Source organism: Sulfitobacter sp. 1A12779, from assembly GCF_043557315.1.
GTDB lineage: Bacteria > Pseudomonadota > Alphaproteobacteria > Rhodobacterales > Rhodobacteraceae > Sulfitobacter > Sulfitobacter faviae.
Genome location: NZ_JBIFFU010000010.1, coordinates 24,467 through 45,693, shown reverse-complemented (window position 1 = coordinate 45,693; position 21,227 = coordinate 24,467). Strand labels below are relative to the sequence as shown.

At 61.7% G+C, this 21,227-nt stretch carries 17 protein-coding genes and 2 pseudogenes; 4 read left to right on the top strand and 15 right to left on the bottom strand.

The window, feature by feature from the left end:
- The 6 genes from ACGYLQ_RS12895 to ACGYLQ_RS12870 are packed head-to-tail and all read right to left on the bottom strand — an operon-like array spanning window position 1 to window position 8,168.
- Window positions 1-2,007, bottom strand: coding sequence for a biotin carboxylase N-terminal domain-containing protein (locus tag ACGYLQ_RS12895; protein WP_027264399.1), 2,007 nt, complete (start codon window positions 2,005-2,007; stop codon window positions 1-3).
- Between the two features lie 10 nt (window positions 2,008-2,017).
- Window positions 2,018-3,625: an acyl-CoA carboxylase subunit beta gene (locus ACGYLQ_RS12890; protein WP_027264400.1), complete on the bottom strand. Its 1,608-nt coding sequence runs from the start codon at window positions 3,623-3,625 to the stop codon at window positions 2,018-2,020.
- Complete coding sequence (locus tag ACGYLQ_RS12885; RefSeq protein WP_027264401.1) at window positions 3,622-5,013, bottom strand: phenylacetate--CoA ligase family protein; 1,392 nt, start codon at window positions 5,011-5,013, stop codon at window positions 3,622-3,624. The genes ACGYLQ_RS12890 and ACGYLQ_RS12885 overlap by 4 nt, the downstream gene beginning before the upstream one ends.
- A 27-nt stretch (window positions 5,014-5,040) precedes the next feature.
- A complete protein-coding gene (locus tag ACGYLQ_RS12880; RefSeq protein ID WP_027264402.1) occupies window positions 5,041-6,201 on the bottom strand; it encodes an acyl-CoA dehydrogenase family protein in 1,161 nt (386 codons plus the stop codon).
- Between the two features lie 9 nt (window positions 6,202-6,210).
- Window positions 6,211-6,990: an enoyl-CoA hydratase/isomerase family protein gene (locus tag ACGYLQ_RS12875; protein ID WP_027264403.1), complete on the bottom strand. Its 780-nt coding sequence runs from the start codon at window positions 6,988-6,990 to the stop codon at window positions 6,211-6,213.
- The gene (locus ACGYLQ_RS12870; RefSeq protein ID WP_027264404.1) at window positions 6,987-8,168 is read right to left on the bottom strand and encodes an acyl-CoA dehydrogenase family protein; all 1,182 of its coding nucleotides are present in this window, start codon (window positions 8,166-8,168) and stop codon (window positions 6,987-6,989) included. The genes ACGYLQ_RS12875 and ACGYLQ_RS12870 overlap by 4 nt, the downstream gene beginning before the upstream one ends.
- 128 nt (window positions 8,169-8,296) lie before the next feature.
- On the opposite strand from ACGYLQ_RS12870, the gene ACGYLQ_RS12865 reads away from it, so the two are divergent.
- Entirely contained in the window at window positions 8,297-10,297 is a 2,001-nt protein-coding gene (locus tag ACGYLQ_RS12865; protein WP_036051597.1) for an NADPH-dependent 2,4-dienoyl-CoA reductase, read from the top strand.
- Between the two features lie 26 nt (window positions 10,298-10,323).
- Window positions 10,324-11,844 carry a class I adenylate-forming enzyme family protein gene (locus ACGYLQ_RS12860; protein ID WP_027264406.1) on the top strand — a complete coding sequence of 507 codons (1,521 nt, stop codon included), beginning with the start codon at window positions 10,324-10,326 and terminating at the stop codon, window positions 11,842-11,844.
- A gap of 463 nt (window positions 11,845-12,307) precedes the next feature.
- Here the strand turns inward: ACGYLQ_RS12860 and ACGYLQ_RS12855 are convergent, their stop codons facing one another.
- Together ACGYLQ_RS12855 and ACGYLQ_RS12850 are read right to left on the bottom strand one after the other, a co-directional pair.
- Window positions 12,308-13,012, bottom strand: a complete 705-nt coding sequence (locus ACGYLQ_RS12855; RefSeq protein ID WP_027264407.1) for a glutathione S-transferase family protein — start codon at window positions 13,010-13,012, stop codon at window positions 12,308-12,310.
- On the bottom strand, window positions 13,009-13,443 hold the full coding sequence (locus ACGYLQ_RS12850) for a DoxX family protein (protein ID WP_036051600.1): 435 nt from the start codon (window positions 13,441-13,443) through the stop codon (window positions 13,009-13,011). The genes ACGYLQ_RS12855 and ACGYLQ_RS12850 overlap by 4 nt, the downstream gene beginning before the upstream one ends.
- A 98-nt stretch (window positions 13,444-13,541) precedes the next feature.
- On the opposite strand from ACGYLQ_RS12850, the gene ACGYLQ_RS12845 reads away from it, so the two are divergent.
- Entirely contained in the window at window positions 13,542-13,970 is a 429-nt protein-coding gene (locus tag ACGYLQ_RS12845; protein WP_036051603.1) for a MarR family winged helix-turn-helix transcriptional regulator, read from the top strand.
- 89 nt (window positions 13,971-14,059) lie between these two features.
- Here the strand turns inward: ACGYLQ_RS12845 and ACGYLQ_RS12840 are convergent, their stop codons facing one another.
- A complete protein-coding gene (locus tag ACGYLQ_RS12840) occupies window positions 14,060-14,257 on the bottom strand; it encodes a DNA-3-methyladenine glycosylase I (RefSeq protein ID WP_258095275.1) in 198 nt (65 codons plus the stop codon).
- Between the two features lie 197 nt (window positions 14,258-14,454).
- Here ACGYLQ_RS12840 and ACGYLQ_RS12835 point away from each other — a divergent pair.
- A pseudogene (locus ACGYLQ_RS12835) lies at window positions 14,455-15,656 on the top strand (IS256 family transposase).
- A gap of 67 nt (window positions 15,657-15,723) precedes the next feature.
- Here ACGYLQ_RS12835 and ACGYLQ_RS12830 read toward each other — a convergent pair.
- From ACGYLQ_RS12830 to ACGYLQ_RS12805, 6 genes and pseudogenes are all read right to left on the bottom strand, one after another.
- Window positions 15,724-15,993 (bottom strand): annotated as a pseudogene (locus ACGYLQ_RS12830) (DNA-3-methyladenine glycosylase I); the annotation flags it as partial.
- A 305-nt stretch (window positions 15,994-16,298) separates the two neighbouring features.
- Window positions 16,299-16,754: a PaaI family thioesterase gene (locus ACGYLQ_RS12825; RefSeq protein WP_027264411.1), complete on the bottom strand. Its 456-nt coding sequence runs from the start codon at window positions 16,752-16,754 to the stop codon at window positions 16,299-16,301.
- Between the two features lie 21 nt (window positions 16,755-16,775).
- Window positions 16,776-17,480, bottom strand: a complete 705-nt coding sequence (locus ACGYLQ_RS12820) for an AraC family transcriptional regulator (protein ID WP_223228098.1) — start codon at window positions 17,478-17,480, stop codon at window positions 16,776-16,778.
- Window positions 17,481-17,484: 4 nt separating this feature from the next.
- Window positions 17,485-18,339, bottom strand: coding sequence for an SDR family oxidoreductase (locus ACGYLQ_RS12815; RefSeq protein ID WP_027264413.1), 855 nt, complete (start codon window positions 18,337-18,339; stop codon window positions 17,485-17,487).
- Entirely contained in the window at window positions 18,336-20,273 is a 1,938-nt protein-coding gene (locus tag ACGYLQ_RS12810; RefSeq protein ID WP_027264414.1) for an AMP-binding protein, read from the bottom strand. Before ACGYLQ_RS12810 ends, ACGYLQ_RS12815 begins: the two co-directional genes overlap by 4 nt.
- A 113-nt stretch (window positions 20,274-20,386) precedes the next feature.
- Complete coding sequence (locus ACGYLQ_RS12805; RefSeq protein ID WP_027264415.1) at window positions 20,387-21,148, bottom strand: glucose 1-dehydrogenase; 762 nt, start codon at window positions 21,146-21,148, stop codon at window positions 20,387-20,389.
- Between the last annotated feature and the right edge of the window lie 79 nt (window positions 21,149-21,227).

The window sequence follows — 21,227 nt, the reverse complement described above, 5'->3', positions numbered from 1 at the left end:
TCACTCCTCGGATGGCAGGATCTCGGCGATGACCTGGCCGCGATCGACCATGTCCCCATTCGAGACGGATATATTGCTGGCGATCCCGGCCGCGGCCGCCCGGATCGAGATTTCGAGTTTCATGGATTCCATGACCGCGACCACGTCGCCTTCGGCCACGCTCTGACCGTCGGAGACCTTGATTTCGACAATCATGCCGGTCAGCGGAGAGGTCACGGCGCGATCCGCCGCGGCATCGCCGCCGGCAAAGGCAAGGGGCGCGGCGGGCCGAAAGACCAGGCGGCCTTCGGGCGTATCCAGTTCGATCACGCCCGCGTGCAGGCGCGCGTCGATCAGATGGACGGTGTCGCCTTCGCCGACACGCCAACGGCCCGGGGTCAGTTCACGTGCCGACAGTATCAGCGCCTCGCCTTTCTCCGAACGGATGGTGTACTTGGCACCCGGTTTGACAGGACTGACGCGCAGTTCTTCGGATACCTCGTCAGAATCGGTAAGCGTCACGCGCTGCCCCGCTTCAATCGCATCGCCGCCCAGTCCAAGCCGCCAGCCGGTAAAGGCATCACGGTTGGTCCAGGGATTGGCGTCTGTGTCGCTGCGCGACTGGGTCACGAAGAGAATGGCAGCGGTCGCCTTCCACAGATCTGGGCGGGTCAGGCCGGGTGCCTGTGTCAGCTCATCCAGCCTGCCGTCGATCCAGCGGGTATGCACCTGCATCCGTTCGAATTCATGGTTTCGCGCCAGCGCCGTCAGAAAGGCGCGATTGGTTTCGACACCTTCGACCGCGACATGATCAAGCGCCGTGGCTAGACGTGCCAATGCGGTTTCCCGGTCGGGCGCGTGCACGATCAGCTTGGCGATCATCGGGTCGTAGTAGGGCGTGACGGCATCGCCTTCTTCGACGCCGCTGTCGATGCGCAGGCCCGATGGCAGGCTGAGCGTGGAGAGCGTGCCCGTCGACGGGGCGAATTGCATCGCCGGATCTTCGGCGTAAAGCCGCGCCTCGACCGCGTGGCCGTTGATCGTCAGATCGTCCTGCACCAGTCCAAGGCCCGCGCCTTCGGCAATCCGCAGGTGAAGCGCGACAAGGTCCAGCCCGGTGATCGCTTCGGTGACGGGATGTTCCACCTGAATGCGCGGGTTCACCTCAAGGAAGAAATACTCGCCACCCGCGACCAGAAATTCGACCGTGCCCAGCCCGCGATAGTCCAGCGTTTCGCCCAAGCGCACCGCGTCGCGTGCGATGTCGTCCAGAAGCGTTCGGGGCAGACCCCAGGCCGGGGCTTCCTCGATGACCTTCTGGTGGCGGCGCTGAAGCGTGCAATCGCGTTCGAACAGATGCACCACATGGCCCTTGCCGTCACCTGCGATCTGCACTTCAACATGGCGCGCCTCGGGCAGGAAACGCTCCAACAGCAGCCCTTCGGAGCCGAAGGTGGATTTTGCTTCGCGCAGCGCGCCTTCGATGTCCTCGACCAGCGTGGTCTCGTCAGTGACGAGCCGTTGTCCGCGCCCACCACCGCCGCCGACCGCCTTGAGCAGCACCGGCAGGCCCATTTGGCGCACCTCCTCGGCAATCTGCTCGGGATCGGACCGCGCACCTTCGGCGCCCGAAATCACCGGGACGCTGGCCGCCACGGCGGCCTCTTTGGCGCTGGCCTTGTCGCCGAAACGTTCAAGCGTTTCCGGCGTCGGCCCCATGAAGATCATGCCGGCGGCTTCGACCGAACGAGCAAAATCGGGGTTTTCGGCCAGAAAGCCATAACCGGGATGGATCGCATCCGCGCCCACTGATTGCGCAGCGGCAATCACCGCGTCGATTTTCAGATAGCTCTGGGATGCAGGTCCGGCGCCGATACAGACAGATTTGCCAATCTCGCGGACATGCAGGGCATTGACGTCGGCCTGCGAATGCACGCCGACGGGAATGATACCGCTTGCCCGCGCAGTGCGCGCGATCCGGCAGGCAATTTCGCCGCGGTTGGCGATCAGAAGCGTCTTGATTTTCACGGTTCGCTCCTCACATCCTGAACACGCCGAAGTTGGTTTCGACCTTGGGTCTGCGCGATGTTACATCCAGCATCAGCGCCATGACGTCACGGGTCTCACAGGGCTCGATCACGCTGTCGATCCAAAGGTTGGAAGCAAAATTATAGGCCCCCTGAAAATCTTCGTATTCCTTGCGGATCGGTGCCTTGAAGGCTTCCTCCTCCTCGGGGGTCCAGCTTTTGCCTTCGCGTTCGTTGATCTGCGCGCGGACCTGAGCCAGCACGCTGGCGGCCTGTTCCGGCCCCATGATTGCCGACCGTCCCGTCGGCCAGGCGAACATTGCGTCCGGCTGGAACGGGCGGCCCAGCATCGCCAGGTATCCCGCGCCGTAAGAGCCACCGGTGATGATTGTGAATTTCGGCACCCGGGCCGAAGACATGGCCGTGATCATTTTAGCACCGGCCTTGGCAATGCCCATCTGCTCGACCTCGCGGCCCACCATGAAGCCGTTCACATCGGCCAGGAACAGCAGCGGAATATCACGCTGGACGCAGAGATTGATGAAATGCGTCGCCTTCAGCGCGGCTTCGACGAAAAGCACGCCTGTATTGGCGATGATCCCGACCTCGTGGCCGTGGATGCGCCCCCAGCCGGTCATGATCGTGTCGCCATAAAGCGGCTTGAATTCGTGAAAATCGCTGCCGTCCACCAGCCGCGCGACGATCTCGCGGTTGTCTGTCGGCACCCTGGGATCGCGGCTGACAATGCCGTAGATTTCCTCGACCGGATAGGCCGGCGGGCGCGGCGCGGCGGGCGTCTTGCGGGGCCGGGGCTTTTCGCCCAGATGGCTGACGATCTCGCGGGTGATGGCCAGGGCGTGGGCGTCATCCTCGGCCAGATGGTCGGTCACGCCCGACACCGACGAATGCATCTTGCCGCCACCCAGTTCTTCGGCTTCGACCTTTTCGCCGGTTGCGGCAAAGGTCAATTCCGGTCCGCCCAGATACATAAAGCCCTGACCGCGCACGATCACCACTTCGTCACAGAGCGCGGGAATATATGCGCCACCCGCGGTGCAGGGCCCCATGACCACGGCGATTTGCGGCACACCATCGCCCGACATGCCGATCTGTTGGTGAAAGATGGACCCGAACTGGCCTTCGTCAGGAAAGATGTTTTCCTGATCCGGCAGGAAGGCACCGCCGGAATCCACGAGGGTGATGACGGGCAGACGGTTCTTCCATGCGATCTTCTGGGCGCGCACATGCTTGCGGGAAGTCATGCCGAAATAGGTGCCGCCCTTTACGGTGGCATCATTGGCGATGATCATGCACTGACGGCCTTCGATCACACCGATGCCCGTGATGATGCCCGCGCCCGGTGGCACGCCTTCATATTTGTTCAACCCGGCCAGCTCGCCGAGTTCCAGGAATGGTGTACCCGGGTCGATCAGCCTTTCAATTCTTTCGCGCGGCAGGATTTTGCCTTTGTCCACATGACGTTTGCGCGCCTTTTCGGGGCCGCCGACGCGCTGTTTGAGCCGGAGGGCATGTAGTTCATCGACCTTTTCGCGGTAAGACACGTCGTTGGCGCGGAAGTCGTCGGACCCGGTGTCGAGAAGGGATTTCATTCTTGTCATGGCAGGTCCGGATATTCTCTCAGAACGAAGGCGACCTTGGCGGCACCGGGTTTCTCAAAGGTGTCGGGCGCGACAAGGTGAACGTCGGCCTTGAAGACAAGGGCATCGCGCAGGCGCTGCTCGATTTTCTTCTTGAGCGCCTGGTCATCCGCGGCGTCGCGGTCGGGACCGCGTTCGACGATCACCGTCAGCGCGCCCTGCGTGGTGTGACCCTCGAAATCGGCCACGATGCGCATGACGCCGTTGGTCTCCGGCACCATCTCGGTGATCACGCTGTTGATGGCCGAGGGAAAGACATTGGCCCCGCGCACGATCAGCATGTCGTCGGTCCGGCCGGTGCAGCGGATCTTGGGCCCGGTGCGCCCGCAGGTGCAGTCGGTGTCGAGAACCTCGATGTAATCGCCCGACCGGAATCGCACGAGCGGGCTCGCCCGACGGCCGAGCGCGGTATAGATCATCTCGCCCTCGGCACCCTTTTCCCAAGGGATGATTTCTCCGCTTTCGGGGTCGAGCAATTCGGTAATGATGTAGTCCATGTTGACCATATGCATCCCCGACTGGGCATCGCATTCAGCCCAATAGGTCACACCCAGATCGGTGCCGCCCAGCATCTCACAGCATTTCGCGCCCCAGGCCGCTTCGATCTTGGCCCGGATGGCGGGAATGCCGCCGCCGGGTTCGCCACCGACGATGATCTGTTCGACGCCCAGTTCACTGGCTTTGCAGCCGAGCACTTCGGGCGCTTTGTCAGCCAGGTGCAGCACGAAATTCGGCGCGCCGACGATGCAACGCGGGCGCGTGTCGGCGCAGGCGCGCAGCAGCCGTTCCACGCCACCATCCGCCCCCACAGGCACGTCGATTGCGCCCATGTACTGCAACCCCTGCATCACCGGAATGCCGCCGACAAAACCCTTGGCCAGCGAAAACGCATGCAGCACCATATCGCCGGACCGCACGCCATTGGCAAAGAAACAGCGCGCCGTCATCTCGTGCCACATCTCGGTATCGGCTTCGGTCAGCGCCACGTAAGACGGGCTTCCGGTGGTGCCGGACGAGGCCTGCATCTGGATGATATCGGCCATCGGCGCGGCCCGGTGTTTGCCGAACGGCGGTTCGGCGGCCAGGCTTTCGCGGATCTCGGTCTTGTAGGTATAGGGCAGTTTCTGGAGGTCTTCGATGGTGCGGATATCGTCGAATTCCACACCGGCTTTCGCGAACTTCTCCTGATAGAAAGTCGAGTTTGCCTTGAGATAGGCCATCTGATCGCGCAGCCGCTCTTCCTGAATACGGCGCACCTCGTCGAGCGGCGTGCCCTCGATCGCGTGCCAGAAGCGATCATTTACCTTGTCGGCGGCATCTTCCCGCCGGAAGCGCATTCCAAATTGCATGTCGTTCTCCGTTCCAAGCCGTGGCGATCAATAGGATCGTGGCAGCCCCATGACCTTTTCGCCGATAAAGCTCAGGCACAGTTCGCGGTTCACCGGCGCTGTGCGCAGCAGGCGGACCAGCGGGTACATCTCATAAAGCCCCGTATCTTCGGTAAAGCCCGATCCACCATGCGCCTGAAGCGCCGCGTCGACCGCTTCGATCCCGGCTTCGGCGGCGGCATATTTCGCCATGTTCGACGACGCACCGGCAGGCAGCTTGTTGTCGAACTCCCATGCCGCGCGCCGGGTCATCAGGCTGGCCATCTCGACCGCTGTGTGCGCCTTGGCCATCGGGTGCTGCACGCCCTGGTGCGCACCGATGGGTTGGCCGAACACATTGCGCTCGGAGGCATAGGCCACGCCCTTGTTCAGGGCGAACCGGCCGATGCCGCAGCACAAGGCGGCCAGGATGATACGCTCGGGGTTGAGGCTGTCGAACAGGATCGAGAACCCTTCGTCCACCTCGCCGACCACATCCTCGGGGCCGAGATCCACATCGTCGAAGAACAGTGTCCACTGCTCCTCGGGCAGGGGGATCGAGATCTTCACCCGCTGCTTGTCGACGCCTTTTTTCTTCAGATCCACGGCGAACAGGGTAAAGCCGTCGGTCTTGCGGCTGACCTCGGTATGCGGTTTGGTCCGCGCCACCACGAGGCAGTAGTCGGCCACTTCGGCCCCGGTGATGAAGGTCTTTTCGCCCGACAGGCTGAACCGGTTGCCTCGACGCTTGGCCAGCGTAGTGGCCTTCATCGTGTTCGACCCGGCCCCCGGTTCAGTGATCGCGAAACAGAACTGGATATCACCGCGGCAGGCAGCCGGCAGCAGTTCTTTCTTGTGGAACTCGCTTCCGTGGCTGGCGATATGGGCCAGCGACATGGTCGGCCCGACCACCATCATCAAAAGCGGAATGCCGTGATTGGCGGTGCCCTCCATGAACAGGGCCATTTCGGTCATACCAAGGCCCGCGCCGCCATATTCCTCGGGCACCATGATGCCGAGGAAGCCGTCATCGGCGATCTGGCGGAACATTTCGTGCGGAAACTCGTGCTTGCGTGCGTGTCTCAGCCAGTAATCGTTGTCGAACTTCTGCGCCAGCTGGCCGCCATAGTCGTAAATCTGGCGTTGTTCGTCGTTCAAAATGAAATCCATGTTTCGTCCTCAAGCCTTGAATTCGGGGGCGCGCCGGTTCTCGAATGCATCGAGGCCCTCCGCCACGTCATCGCTGGGCAGTGCGCGCACGGCGGCATCGCGCTCAAGCCGCATCTGCTGGTCGATACCAAGGTCCGCGCCTTCGCGCGCCAACCGCTTCATCTCGGCGATGCCGGGACGTGAACGGGTGGCGATTTTCTCGCAGTATTCCAGCGCAGACTTGTGCAGGTCCGCATCCGGCACGATGTAGTTGACCAATCCGGCCTCTTTGGCCTCGTCCGACTTGAGCCAGCGGGCCGAGAACATCAGGTCGAGCGCCCTGCGCTGCCCCATCAACCGTGTCAACCGCTGCGAGCCACCCCAACCGGGAATCAGCCCGAATTGCGCGTGCTGATCGCCAAACTGGGCGCTTTCGGCCGCGAAACACACATCGCATGCCAGCATCAGTTCGATCCCGCCGGCCAGACACAACCCCTGCACTGCCACCACGACAGGGAGGGAGGAGGTTTCAAGCGCACGCAGGTTGTTCATGCCAAAGGCGATGAAATGGTCCAGCGCGGCGGGATCGTTCAATTTACCTTTCACTTCCACCAGATCGGCACCGGTGCAAAAGTGCTTGCCCTGCGCCCGGATGAGGATCGCCCGAATAGCGGGGTTCGCCTCGAATTCCGCACGCGCGACAGAAATACGCTCATGCACCTCAAGTGATAGGCAATTGAATTTCTCGGGGCGGGCCAGTTCGATGATGCCGGTGTTGCCCTCGGAAGTGACGAGGATGGGGTCGCTCATTTCGAGGCTCCCTTCGCCTTCTTGTCATACTGCAGCGCCATGCGACCGACCTTCTCGCGGGCGATCACCAGCTTCTGAATCTGCGCGGTGCCGTCGCCGATCTGAAGGCCGAGAACGTCGTTGTAACGCTGGTGGTGGGGCAGGTCGGTGGTGTAGCCGTAATGTCCGTGCAGGATCAGGCACTGGTGCAGGATCTCGCAGGCGGTTTTGGGCAGGTACCATTTGCACATGGCAGCCTGAGAGGTGTGGGGCAGGCCACAGTCGCGCAGGTCCAGCGTGTAATAGCAAAGCTGGCGCATCATGGTCAGTTGGGTCTCGGCCTCGGCCAAGGGAAAGCTGACACCCTGATACTGCACGATCGGGGCTCCGAATGCCTCGCGCTCCTGAACGTAGGCCCAGGTTTCATCCACCGACGCTTGCGCGGCCCCCAGGCACTCCAGCCCGATCAGTGCGCGGGAATAGTCGAAGCCCGCCATGATCGTGCCAAAAGCACGGTCCTGTTCCGCCATCATGTTTTCAGCCGGCACGAAAACATCGTCAAAGAAAACCGAGCCGCGCCCGACAGGCTTGGTGCCGATGTCGTCAAAATGGGTGCGCTTGATGCCTTCCTGGTTCAGATCGACGAAAAAGGCGCTGACCCCGCGTGAGCCGCCGTCAGGATCGCCGGTACGGGCAAAGACGACCGCCGCATCCGCCTGACTGGCAAAACTCATGGATGTCTTTTCACCGTTCAGCCGCCAGCCGTTGCCGGATTTCTCGGCCCTCAGAATCAGGTTCGCCGCATCCGAACCGCCACGCGGCTCTGTCAGGCCCAGACCAATGACGGCATCACCCGAAACAACCTTGGGCACCCATTCCGACGCGATGTTCTTGGAGGCATGTTTGGCAACCATTCCGCCCATGAGAGAGCCCAGAAGCTGCACGTAACTTGCGTTGAAATCGGCATAGGCGATCTCTTCGACGATCAGCCCTGACGTGACAGAGCTTTCGCCGAGTCCCCCGAATTCCTCGGGCAGATCGGCCCCGATCAGCCCCAGTGCGCCCATCTCCTTGATCAGCGCACGGTCGAATGTATGGCCGCTGGCGCGTTCTTGATATGTGGGCGCAAGCCTTTCAGTTGCGAAGCGCTTTGCGGTCTCGCGAAACGCCTTCTGATCGTCTGTAGGCTGGAATTGCATCGGTGCTCCTCCCCATGAGCGAAAATCTTCTTTCCAAAAAAATCTAACAAATGTTAGAATGTAGATCAAGTGCAGTTTTGAGGAGGAGAACCAAAGTGAAAAATAGACCAGATGGAAGCTTTGAAACCATGCTCTCGCCCATCCGCGCAGGCCAGCATACGTTGCGAAATCGTGTCATCATGGGGTCGATGCACACGCGGTTGGAAACCGAGCCCGACGGCATAGCCAAACAGATCGCATTTTACGCCGAGCGTGCGCGGGGGGAGGCGGCGATTCTGGTCACCGGCGGGTTTTCGCCCAATGCCGAGGGCATATTCGATCCAGAAGGTCCGAGAATCGATGACCCGGAAGAAGCGCTTGACCTGCGCCCGATCTGCGAGGCGGTGCAGGCCGAAGGCAGCCTGATCTGCGCACAACTCCTCCACGCCGGGCGCTATGCCAAGATCGAAGGGTGTGTGGCCCCGTCGCCGATCCGCGCTCCGATCAACCGTTTCATCCCGCGTGAAATGACCGAAGCCGACATTCTCCGTACCATCGAGGATTTTGCCGTGGCGGCCGCCAATGCGCAGGCCGCAGGCTTTGATGGCGTCGAGATCATGGGGTCCGAAGGATACCTGATCAACGAATTCACCGTCACCCACACCAACAAGCGCCAAGACGACTGGGGCGGCAGCGCCGCGAACCGCCACCGATTCCCGGTCGAGATCGTGCGCGCGGTGCGCGAACGTTGCGGCCCCGACTTTCTGGTCATCTACCGGATTTCGGCGGCCGATCTGGTCGAGGGCGGCGCGCCCGCCGATGAAATTGCCGCACTGGCCCGCAAGATCGAGGCTGCGGGTGCGGATATCCTGAACACCGGCATCGGCTGGCATGAGGCCCGCGTGCCGACGATCGCCTACCCGGTGCCGCGCGGTGCCTGGCGCAAGGCGGCAGCCAACGTCAAAGCGGCGGTGTCGATCCCGGTAGTCGCCTCGAACCGGATCAACACACCCCAGCTTGCAGAAGACATACTTGCCTCTGGCGATGCGGACATGATCTCGATGGCGCGCCCGTTTCTGGCCGATCCGCATTTCGTGAAAAAGACGCGCGAGGGCCGCGCAGACGAGATCAACACCTGCATTGCCTGCAACCAGGCCTGCCTGGATTTCATTTTTTCGGACCGGCCGGTCGGATGTCTGGTCAATCCAAGGGCCGGGCGTGAAACGGAATTCCGGGATACGCCAACCGACACGCCAAAGAAAGTGGCCGTCGTTGGCGGTGGTGCCGCGGGCATGGCCACAGCCGCCGAGGCGGCGCGGCTGGGCCACGATGTCACCCTGTTCGAAGCGCAGGACAAATTGGGCGGTCAGCTGAATCTGGCCCGCGCCGCACCAGGCAAGGACGAATTCGACGAAACCCTGCGGTATTATGCCGGTCAGATGCAGAAACACGGGGTCACGCAGCGTCTGGGACAGCGGGCAGAGGCGAGCGATCTTGAGGGATTTGACCATGTGGTCATCGCCACCGGGGTCACGCCGCGCATTCCCGACCTGCCGGGTATCGACCATCCCAGCGTCGCGACCTACGCCGAAATTCTGTCCGGTGACCGCGAGGCGGGCGACCGTGTCGTGGTGATGGGGGCGGGGGGCATCGGTCATGATGTGGCCGAGTTCCTAGTGACCAAACCCGCCGAGACCGCGAATTCCGACGTCTTTTGCGAAACCTGGGGTGTGGACCCCGAATTTGTCTCCTCGGGTGCCCTGGCGGGCGACCCTCTGGCACCGAAGCCGTCGCGCCGCAAGGTCGTCATGCTGCAGCGCAAGACCGCTAAACCGGGCGCGGGGCTTGGTGTTTCGACAGGGTGGATCCTGCGCAACGCGCTGCGCAAACATGGGGTCGAGGCAATGGGCGGGGTGACCTATGAACATATCGACGATGCGGGGCTGCACATCGTCGCGGACGGAAACCCGACGGTCATCGCAGCCGATACAATTGTGCTGTGCACCGGTCAGGAACCGGAACGAGCCCTGGCCAAAGAGGTTGTAGCGCGCGGCGTCCCGGTTACGATGATCGGCGGGGCAAAGGAGGCCGCCGAACTGGATGCGCTGCGCGCCATTGATGAGGGCGTGCGCCTGGCGCAGGATCTCTGAACCGAGGCTCGGGCAAGGGGGAAACTATGCTGACCGACGTCATCCGCGCGGGGCGCGCTGATCTGTATTCGATCTTTCGAACCCGCGCACATGACTGCGCCCGCGCCCTCGCCATCGAGGACGGCAGCAGGAAACTGACCTATGCAGAACTGCTGGAGCGGGTCGATCGTCTGGCGGCTGTCTTTCTGGCACGAGGCGTGGCGCCCGGAGACAGGATCGCGATCCTGTCGCATAACCGCTCAGAATACCTGGAGGTCGAACTTGCAGCAGCGGGAATCGGCGCGATCGTCGCCTGTCTGAACTGGCGGCTTGCCCCCGATGAACTGCGGCACTGCATCGATCTGGTCGAGCCGGTTCTCGCGGTTGTCGAACCGGAACTTTCAGAAGCTTACCGCGCCGTCGCGTCGACACCCTGTCTAACCGTCGGGCCAGACCTGGAAACGGCCATTGCCGGGGTCGAGCCGGACCCGCGCACCGGAACCATGGTTGACGACCCCGAGGCCGGTCTGACGATCCTCTATACCTCGGGGACCACGGGCCTGCCCAAGGGGGCGCATATCAGCCACCGCGCGCATATCGCCCGATCCATGGTTTTTGCGGCCCAGCTGGCGCTGGATCCCGGCGACGGGTTCATCGCCTGGGCGCCGATGTTCCACATGGCCTCCACCGATCATGCGCTGGCAACGATCCTGCGGGGCGGGACCGTGGTGATGGTGGACGGGCTGCAGCCCGCCGTCATCAACGAGGCGCTGTCACGCCACAGGATCGGCTGGTTCGTGATGATGCCCGGGGCACTGGAGGCTTTTATTAACGAACGGCACGCCAACCCTTTGCCGCTGAAGGGGATCAAGGTTTGCGGCGCAATGGCTGATCTGGTGCCGCCGCATCAGATCGCGGAACTGACCGGTCTTCTGGACACGCCCTATCTGAATTCCTTCGGGGCGACCGAAACCGGCCTGCCGCCGGGAACCGCCGATCTGATCGCGCCGGGTGTGACCCCGGACCGGCTGTCCAAGCGCATCAGCGCCTTTTGCGAGGTGCGACTGGTCGATCCCGACGACCGCGAAGTCCCCGATGGAACGCCGGGCGAAATGGCGCTTCGGGGTTCGACGCTGTTTTCCGGGTACTGGAACGCCGACGACACCAATGCCCGTGACTTTCGCAACGGCTTTTTCCACATGGGCGATCTGTTCCGGCGCAATGCGGACGGCACCGTCGACTTTGTGGATCGGGCGAAATACCTGATCAAGACCGGAGGTGAAAACGTCTATCCGGCGGAAATCGAACGTGTGCTTCTTTCCCATCCCGATGTGATCGATGCTGCCGTGGTCAGGGCCTTCGACGCGAAATGGGGGGAAAGCCCGGTGGCCTTTGTCGCCTGTGACGATGACGGGCCGGATGCCGAGGCGCTGCTGAACTTGTGCCGCGAAAGCCTGGCTGGCTATAAGCGACCGCGCGAAATTCGCTTCATCGCGTTCGAGGACTTTCCCAGATCGACCAGCGGAAAGGTCCAGCGGCATATCCTCGAAGCCCGGCTCGCAGATTAATTTTCGCTCTGACCCGATCGTCACCCCGCCACGCCCGTTCGCCCCACTAGCGATATAAGCGTTCCTTTCATCGTTGCGATGAGCTTCTCATCCCCGCCCTTTGGAGTAGCCCCCTGAAAGAGGTCCACCAACTGGGATAGATTGACCCGCGATTGATGTGCTGCCCTCTGTCGGACCACAGGGCTGCGGGTATTCCGGGGGATTGAGCTCAGGAGGATTCTTCGATCCCTAAGCCATTAATCAGCGCGATCGGTGGTTTGTTCCAGGTTGCGCTGTGGGAGCAGCAGGTAACCCGGCGCTTCGCACGGACGGGCATGGAATGCCGGCAAGTGCCGGTTGACGCTGCTGCGGGCCTTCAAGGGAAAGTCGGCGACTATCCGATGTGCGGGACAAAGCGGACATTCGCCAAGCGACCTCAAACGTCCGGTTCTGTACTGCGGCCCGACAAAACGATATCAAGTGATCAGCGGTCAGCCGATCGCACCTGTGTAACTGTCTTCTTCGGCCCTCCTGTCTGCATGATCTGGGACAGGTAAGAATTGCGCCGTCTGATGAAGTCACGCAGAAGGGTCGGGTAATCTTCACTGACGGCATTCTTCACAGAAACCCGACGCTCCAGTTCATGTCGCCAGGCCCTTACACGGGCAAGCCCTGTGAAGACGCCAAACTCTCCGATGGTGTCAAAAACGTCGAAATAGCGGAAGACCGGGCCGAATACGACATCGACGAGGCTGAACCGGTGGCCATCGAACCATGGTCCCTCCCCAAGCTCCGCGTCCAGCCGAAGGAACTTTGAGCGGAGCGCCGCCACTTTTTCTTCCAACGCTTTCTCGTTCGGCGCCGAGTAGAACCCCGCAATGTCGTTCAAGACAGCAGATCCAAATTCAATCCAGGCACGGTGGCGGGCGCGATCGAGAGCGTCGTGCGGATGGAGCGCGTGGGGTTGTGTATCCTCAAGATATTCGAGGATAACCGCAGATTCGAAAATCGGCGTCCCGTCCACAACCAGGACAGGCGTCTTGCCCAGCGGAGATATGGCAAGAAACCAGTCGGGCTTGTTCGAAAGATCGATGTCAGTTCTCTCGAACGTGACACCTTTCTCAGTGAGCGAGATCGCCGCGCGCTGCACATATGGGCAGAGCGCATGGCTAATGAGGTGGAGGCTCATGTTGTCTCTCCCGCCATCTGCACGTTACCGGGCGCGAAGGAAGGGCTGAGGGCGAAACGGCCGTCGCCCAGAAGCCCTTGCACGATGGCAAGCAGCGTCAGATAGGCCGGGTATTCCCACCCGCCGTTCTCGTATCCGAACATCCAGCCGTTTCCGGAGTGAGCCCAGGTCGCACCGGCCAGGATGGGCACGGTCGCCGATGCGACCCACCGAGCCTGTACGCCGAGGACCAAAAGGGCACCGGCAATCGCCTCGACTGCAAAGACCATATAAGCAAACCAGCCGGGCAGCCCGATCGAAATGAAGAACTGCGCCGTTCCGGGAAGTGTGAAAATGAAGAGCTTGAGAAACAGGCTGTGCGCCAGGAACATGATCCCGAGTGCTATACGGAGCAGGAATATCCCAAATTCTGTGAGGTGCGATTGTGACATGATATGATCCCATATGTCGATGCATTGGCATCTATATATGCCGCGTCATATGCCGCGTCAAGGTTGATGCACTTACATGTACATGATAGGTGCTGGGTATGAACGAGATTGACCATGCTACTGAGGCCGCCTGGACAGCCCTCATGACTAAAAGCCGCGTTTTGCTTGAGGCTGTCGAAACGTCTCTGAAATCGGCAGGATACCCGCCACTTGCATGGTATGACGCGCTTCTGGAACTCGAGAAGGCAGGCCCAGACGGACTCCGGCCATTCGAACTCAAAGACCGGATTTTGTTACCCCAATACGGTACATCGCGGTTGCTGAACCGTATGGTGAAAGCAGGGCTGGTGGACCGACAGGACTGCTTGGAAGATGGGCGAGGTCAAAACATTTCTATCTCTGAAAAGGGTAAATCTGTCAGGAGGGCGATGTGGCCGATCTATGAACGGGTTCTGTCGGAAAGGATCGGCGCAAAGCTGAAACCCAAAGACGCCGCTCAATTGGCCACGCTACTCTCAAGGCTCTGAAGTCTCGGTCGACTGACGCGAAACCTGTCTGTGACTTTCCACGCTAAGTGGCCCTGAATTTTTTTTCACGTTAATTGGCCGACAGTTGCCTATGTCGGTGTGCGAAGGGTGTTTCGGGCTGTTTCGACGTCCTTTCGCATCCAACAGACTTCTGCGTGATCGTTGATAAATCCCATGGCCTGCATGAATGCATATACGGTGGTCGGTCCCACGAATTTGAAGCCAAGCTTTCGTAGGTCTTTGGAAAGGGTCTCGGACGCTGGTGATTTGGACCGCATTTGTGGCAGTGCGTCGTCCTTGGCAGGTTCATATAGCCAGATGAATGGGTCACGTCCCTTGGAGAGGTGTAACTCTGGGTCGCGCCCTTGATGGCGTCCGCGTTCCGCATGAGGCGCTGTAGGACGGCATCAAGGGCGCGGTGGTCATCGGAAAATTTTCGGTAGGGTCGGGTTGCTGAACCAACCTGAACCGAAGGAAGACCCCGATGACCAAACCCATGATGGACCTGCGAGAGCTTGTGGAGAAGAGCGCAGACGCCGATCTTCTTCGAGATATGATCGGTTTTGCCGCCGAGCGGCTGATGGAACTCGAGGTTGGCGCGAAGACAGGCGCCGACTATGGCGAGAAGAATCCGGCACGGCTTGTGCAGCGGAACGGTTACCGAGATCGGGACTGGCAGACGCGGGCCGGGAACGTGGAGTTGCGCATCCCAAAGCTGCGCAGCGGCAGCTATTTCCCGTCCTTTCTCGAGCCGCGCCGGGCCACCGAGAAGGCCCTGACGGCGGTCATTCAGGAGGCCTATGTCCACGGCGTCTCGACCCGATCCATGGACGATCTGGTCCAGGCGATGGGCGGGACCGGCATCTCGAAGAGCCAGGTCAGCCGCCTGTGCGAGGAAATCGACGAACGCGTCGATACTTTTCTCACCCGCCCGATCGAGGGCGAATGGCCCTACCTCTGGATCGACGCCACCTATCTCAAGGTCCGACAGGGCGGTCGTATCGTCTCCGTCGCCGTGACCATTGCCGTCGGCGTCAACACGGACGGGCGCCGCGAGGTGCTGGGCATGTCCATCGGGCCGTCCGAGGCCGAGACGTTCTGGACCGATTTCCTGCGCGACCTGGTGCGCCGCGGACTGAACGGGGTGAAGCTGGTGATCAGCGACGCACACGAGGGGATCAAGGCTGCCACGGCGCGTGTCCTGTCCACCACCTGGCAGCGCTGCCGCGTGCATTTCCAGCGAAATGCGCTCGCCCATGCCGGCAAGAGCAGCCGTCGCGTCATATCAGCCTTCATCGCCACCGCCTTCGCCCAGCCGGACCATGCGGCGGCCAAGACCCAATGGCGAAACGTCGCCGACCAGATGCGGGGCAAGCTGCCCAAGCTCGCGACCCTCATGGATGGCGCCGAGGAGGACGTGCTGGCCTACATGACCTTCCCCCAGCAACACCGGGCGAAGTTACACTCGACCAATCCGATCGAACGTCTGAACGGCGAGATCAAGCGGCGCACCGATGTCGTCGGGATCTTTCCCAATGAAGCCTCGATCCGGCGTCTCGTCGGCGCGATCCTGATGGAGCAGACTGAGGAATGGGCCGTCCAGCGCTCTCGCTACATGACACTGGAAACCTTGGGCCCGTCTGCGATGATCCCATCGTCAGCCTGCCTGCCGCGCAGACGGACTGACCAGCTCGGCGCGCCGAAAACCAGCTGGCCAGCCTTGAGCTACACCACCAATTGGGACGTGATCGATGAATGCGGCGAAGGAGCCTTCCTCTTGGACGACCTCGAAAGTACGGCGAGCGTTGTTGATCACGGCTTCGATCTTGCCTCGATAGCGAACAATTCCTTCATCGGCAAGTAGGCGCTCAATGTCGTTGTCGTCAAAGTTCGCAACTCCCCGAAAGTCGAACCCGGCGAAGGCAGCACGAAAGTTCTCGCGCTTGGCCAGAATGGTGCGCCAGCTCAGCCCTGACTGGAAACTCCGGCGTGACGGCAGCCCATCGGCACCGTGGGCGTCCATCCGTTCCAATTACGGTTGCAGCATCAGGCCGCTGCCGCATAAACTTGAACAGAAACCGAACCAGATCCTCCGTTACGATACAGTCTCAGCTCTCCGAAAAACCCTGACGACGGACAATCGGCGACCGCACTGCTAAAAGCTAACATTACCGCTTGACAGGTCTGAACCTGCTGGCGGCGATCTGGATACCGCGCGCGCCTACGGGAAACGGTTGGCCGAGGTCGCGAGCCGCTGGAACAGCTGATCCAGCTGTCTGAATAATCGGCCCGACCGCCCGGATCGGATGTGCTGCGGCCGGGTTGCGCTCAGTCCGCGACCCCCGCCCGCCCGATCAGCGCCATGAGCGTTCCGGTCATCGTTGCGACGAGCTTTTCATCCTGGCCCTTCACGGCATAGGCACGCGCCTCGCATATGGTCAGCGTCCTGCCTGGTTTCACCACGTCAGCGACGAAGCGAAACCGTTCGCCGTCCGCCGGGTTGAGTAGGTTGATCTTGAATTCGGCCGTCAACACTGCCGCGTCCGCTGGCATCAGCGAAAAGGCCGCGTATCCGCAGGCGCTGTCCAGCGCTGTCGACACGATTCCGGCATGCAAAAACCCATGCTGCTGGGTCAGTGCAACCTGATGTGCCATTTCCAGAACGATGCGGCCGGGTAACAACTCGGCAATGCTGATCCCCAACGTGTTCATCACCTTCTGGCGATCGAAACTGTTGCGCACGCGTGCGTCATAGTCGGGGTTTTTCGGTTTGAATTGTGTCATGGCGGGTCTTCCTCTTCGATTTCATTCGTCAATGACCAATCTTAGGCGGTCTTTGAGGCGCGTATCTTGTAGCGAAAGGTCAAAACGACGCGGAATAGACAGAGCGCGCAACGCGCCGGGCGGTTTGCCGGCGAAGATCCGGCAAGCGGCGGACAAGTGAGATTGATCGTAATATCCGGCGTCCAGCGCCAGATCGCTCAGCGGCAGGGTCTTTGACGCAAGCTGCCCGAGAGCCCGGCGAAAGCGTCGCAAGGTCGCAAGCCGCCGCCGCGACACGCCGGTTTCCGCCCGCACCTTTCGACGTTTGGTCCGGTCGCTGTAAGCTCCGGTTGGTGCGGCAAAGCTCAGGTCTCTCGCAAGGCCGTCAAGCACCGCGATGAGCGCAGGCAGGTCATCGTCCCCGGTCTGAATCCGGGCCAGTTCTGAGGCCAGCATGTCCAGCCCTTTGGAGTCGGGAAATCGCTGCGGTCGTGACGACAGTCGCAGCCCGGCCACGACACCCTGGAATGGCCTTGGGCGGGGCGAAAAATAGGGGCGCGGTTCTGCCAGCGATACGCGCCCGCCGCCGCTGTCGTCGCGCGTTACCGAAAGGGTAAAGAGGTCGGTTGCGAACCGCCCGCGTCCACCACCGCTCAGCACACCGGTATCGCGGAACACGAACAAATGGTCGATCTGTTTGGCCGCTTCCTCAGGCGGCGCCAGTTCGAGATAAAGCGGCGCCGCCATCAGGTTACTTGACGAAAGCATCCCGGTTCTCGGCGACGAAATCGGCAAATCGGCGCGCCGGGCGTCCCATCACATCGCTGACCGTGGTCTCGATGCCGGCAAGGTAGCCCTTGGGCGCGATGGAAGCCAATTCGACCATGGCTCTGGCGACCTCGTCCTGCATTCCGCCAGCCACCATGCCCGCCTTGGCATTTTCGGCCGACAGGGGTGCGCAGGTGACAGTGCGCCCGGTCACCCTGGACAGGAGGGCGGCGATATCTTCTCCGGTAAGAGCTTCGGGCCCGGTCAGACCAAGAGCCTTGCCTTCGTAACCCGGAGCGGTCAGCGCCTCGGCGGCGACATCCGCGATGTCGCGGGCGTCGATCCAGGCCACGGGGCCGCCCAGATCGTCATAGTACACGGCGTCCTTTGCAATGTTACCGGCCTGCCACAGCAGGTTCTGCATGAAATAGGTCGGCTGGACAAAGGTCCAGTCAAGGCCGCTTTGCTTCAGCAGCTCCTGGGTTTCGGAATGCCACTTTCCAAAGGTCAGCCCCGCCTTGGGCGACGCGCCAAGCCCCGTGGCCACAACGATATGGCGCACGCCCGCGGCCTTGGCCGCCTCGATCACGTTCGCCTTCCACTGGCGCATGTTCAGATGGGCAGGCGTGACCAGGTATATCTTTTCTGCCCCGTCACAGGCCCGCGCCAGCGCGGCAGGGTCCGTGAAATCCGCGACGACCGCCTCGCATCCTTTGGCCTTTAGCGCGTCTAACTTTGAGAGGTCGCTGGTGACAGCGCGCACGGTCGCGCCTTTTGCCAGAAGCGTGTCGACGAGGGGCGCACCAGTCGTGCCCGTGGCTCCGAAAACAGTGATCATGACTTTTCCTTTTGCAGGTCTGCGATGGGCTGAATGGTTTCCGGGTTGCTGATCGACGACAGATCGCCTGGATCTTCACCGAGAAAGGCGGCGCGCACGACACGGCGCATGGTTTTCATGCTGCGGGTCTTGGGCAGCGCTTCGACAAAGTGGATCTCGCGCGGGCGGAAGGGTTTCGAGACGATCTCCCCGACACGATCCTTGAGCCGGTTCACGAGCTCCGCGTCCGGCGACACATTTGGTGCCGCCACGCAGACGCAGACGACAGCCACGCCCTTGATGTCATCAGGTGCCGCGATGGCCGCGGCGTCCACCACCTCTCCGGTTTCGGTCAGGGCCGCCTCGATCTCGGGCGGGCCGATGCGTTTGCCGGCGATGTTCAGCGTGTCGTCCGACCGGCCCAGGATATACCATGTCCCGTCCGGATCGCAGCGCACCCAGTCGCCGTGCCGCCAGAGGCCGGGGAAGGTGGACCAGTAGGTGTCAAGGTAGCGATCGCGGTCCCCCCTGATGGCCGGGGTCAGACCCAGAGGCGGCTGGGTCACGACCAGTTCGCCGACCTCGCCCGGTGCGGCTTCGCTGCCGTCCTGGCGCAGAACCTTGGCCCCGACACCCAGGGCCTGGGCCGAAAATCCGCCGGGCTTGAGCTCGTGCAGCACGGTCGAGGTCAGGATCGCGCCAAAAAGCTCGGTCCCGCCCGAGATGTTCAGCGGCACGGCGCGGCGGCGACAGATATGATCGAGCTGCCAGAGCCAGGCATCCTCGGTCCAGGGCTCGCCGGTCGAGGCGACGATGCGCAGGGACGACAAGTCGTAGCCCGACAAAGATTCAGTATCCTGCGTCATGAACTGCCGTACCAGGGTCGGGGCCACGCCGAGATGCGTGACCTCCATCTCGGACGCAAGACGCAGCAGCCTGAAGGGATCGCCGGGCATTGATGGTGCGCCCTCGGCCAGCACCAGAGTCGAACCGGACAAGAGCACCGATAAAAGGGTGAGCGGTCCCATGACCCACCCCATGTCGGTCATCCAGAGGTGCCGGTCATCCCGTTTCATGTCGAGGCAAAGCAGGAAATCGGCCGTGGCCTTGGCCTGCACGCCCAAATGGGTATGCACGACACCCTTGGGCCGCCCGGTGGTGCCCGATGTATAGGCGATGAGAAAGGTGTCATCGGCACTGACGGGAACGGCGGCAAACTCCGGACTGGCGCGGCCCACTGTTTCGGTCCAGTCCAGATCGCGGGCCGGATCGGCCACCGCATCGCCGAACCGTCGCAGGCTGATCACGGTATGAACCGATGGTACGTCGGTCAAAGCCTGGGCAAGGGTCGCTTCCATCCAGACCGGCTTGCCTCGCCGGGGTGTGGCATCCGCCGTCAACACCGCCACGGCATCCGCGTCGTTCAGGCGCGATACGATGGCATGGGGCGCAAAACCGGAAAACAGCGGCACCGCAACCGCGCCCAGCCGGGCAATACCCAGAAGCGCGGCCTCGATTTCGGGGATCATCGGCATATAGATGCCCACCGCCTGACCGGGCCTTACACCGCGCGTGGCAAGGGCCGAGGCGACGCGGGAGGCTTCGGCGGTAAGGTCGGAATAGGTCCAGCGGCGGCGGCTTCCGTCTTCGCCGACCCAGTCGATTGCGACCTTGTCGCCCAAGCCATCGGCAATTCGGGCGTCAAGACAGGTTTCCGTCAGATTCAAAGTACTCCCGACGGCCCACCGGATCGATTCGGGCCCTTCGGAGATATCTCGCAACCGGCTGTAGGGCCGCGCGAACCGTATCCCGGCATGGTCAATGATCTGGCCCCAGAACCAGTCTGGGTCTTCATTCGAACGGCGGACGAGTTCCTCGTAACTGTCAATGCCGCAGCCCTTCAGAAATGAGGTCAGCGTGCTTGTCCGCTGGATGTCAGAGCCTGGCTGAAACATTCGCAACCTTTCTAGAATGAAAAAGGGCCGCACATAAGGCGCGGCCAGTCGGGGAGGTAACTCTTGGCACGGTATGGCAGCAGCGCCTTGAGTCCGGCGCTGCTGCCAGCGTTTTAACCGTGCATGGACAGGCCGCCCGAAACCGAAATCACCTGGCCGGTAATGAACCCTGCGTCGTCCGACGACAGGAAGCAGATGATGCCAGGGTAATCCGTCGGCTGCGCAAGACGCTTCATCGGAATCGCCCGCTTGAGACCTTCGGCGATCTTTTGACCGGCCTCGCCCTCGGCAACCTGAGCGAACAGCGGCGTATCGGTCGGGCCGGGGGCGACCGCATTCAATTGAATACCTTTACGCGCCAGTTCGCGCGCTACGGTTTTGGTGAACGAGATGATGCCACCCTTGCAGGCCGAATACACGGCTTCGCCGGATGATCCGACGCGTCCGGCGTCGGACGCGATGTTGACCACACGGCCGCCGCCGTTCTTGACCATGCCCGGAAGCACCGCGTGATGCATATTCAGCGGACCGTAAAGATTTATGTCGATGACCTTTTTCCAAAGGTCGGGATCGGTGTCGAGGAACGGTTTGATCACGTCCCAGCCGGCATTGTTCACCAGCACATCGACCGGACCCCCGGCCTCGAACTCGGCTACAGCCTTGTCGACCTGGGCACGGTCGGTGATGTCCACCTTGAAGGCCTGCGCCTTGCCGCCGGCCTCGGTGATCAGGCGAACCGTTTCCTTCGCCCCGTCTTCGCTCATGTCAAAGATCGCAATCTCGGCACCTTCTTCGCCGAACCGTTCGCACACCGCGCGCCCGATGCCGCTGCCGCCGCCGGTCACGATCACGCGTTTTCCACTCAACCCTCGCATATGGAGGTCCTCCTCTTCCGCTATCATCTTGGCAAAGAACTTGATTCGGAACGTTCCTTGCGTTATTCTAACATTTGTT

Bases quoted from the DNA above. Each gene is read 5' to 3' on its own strand.
- ACGYLQ_RS12820 (WP_223228098.1), bottom strand. From the start codon at position 17,480: ATGGCGGCGCCGCTTTATCTCGAACTGGCGCCGCCTGAGGAAGCGGCC.
- ACGYLQ_RS12875 (WP_027264403.1), bottom strand. From the start codon at position 6,990: ATGAGCGACCCCATCCTCGTCACTTCCGAGGGCAACACCGGCATCATC.
- ACGYLQ_RS12805 (WP_027264415.1), bottom strand. From the start codon at position 21,148: ATGCGAGGGTTGAGTGGAAAACGCGTGATCGTGACCGGCGGCGGCAGC.
- ACGYLQ_RS12850 (WP_036051600.1), bottom strand. From the start codon at position 13,443: ATGTCACAATCGCACCTCACAGAATTTGGGATATTCCTGCTCCGTATA.
- ACGYLQ_RS12815 (WP_027264413.1), bottom strand. From the start codon at position 18,339: ATGATCACTGTTTTCGGAGCCACGGGCACGACTGGTGCGCCCCTCGTC.
- ACGYLQ_RS12825 (WP_027264411.1), bottom strand. From the start codon at position 16,754: ATGACACAATTCAAACCGAAAAACCCCGACTATGACGCACGCGTGCGC.
- ACGYLQ_RS12855 (WP_027264407.1), bottom strand. From the start codon at position 13,012: ATGAGCCTCCACCTCATTAGCCATGCGCTCTGCCCATATGTGCAGCGC.
- ACGYLQ_RS12880 (WP_027264402.1), bottom strand. From the start codon at position 6,201: ATGGATTTCATTTTGAACGACGAACAACGCCAGATTTACGACTATGGC.
- ACGYLQ_RS12845 (WP_036051603.1), top strand. From the start codon at position 13,542: ATGAACGAGATTGACCATGCTACTGAGGCCGCCTGGACAGCCCTCATG.
- ACGYLQ_RS12865 (WP_036051597.1), top strand. From the start codon at position 8,297: ATGCTCTCGCCCATCCGCGCAGGCCAGCATACGTTGCGAAATCGTGTC.
- ACGYLQ_RS12890 (WP_027264400.1), bottom strand. From the start codon at position 3,625: ATGACAAGAATGAAATCCCTTCTCGACACCGGGTCCGACGACTTCCGC.
- ACGYLQ_RS12810 (WP_027264414.1), bottom strand. From the start codon at position 20,273: ATGTTTCAGCCAGGCTCTGACATCCAGCGGACAAGCACGCTGACCTCA.
- ACGYLQ_RS12870 (WP_027264404.1), bottom strand. From the start codon at position 8,168: ATGCAATTCCAGCCTACAGACGATCAGAAGGCGTTTCGCGAGACCGCA.
- ACGYLQ_RS12885 (WP_027264401.1), bottom strand. From the start codon at position 5,013: ATGCAATTTGGAATGCGCTTCCGGCGGGAAGATGCCGCCGACAAGGTA.
- ACGYLQ_RS12860 (WP_027264406.1), top strand. From the start codon at position 10,324: ATGCTGACCGACGTCATCCGCGCGGGGCGCGCTGATCTGTATTCGATC.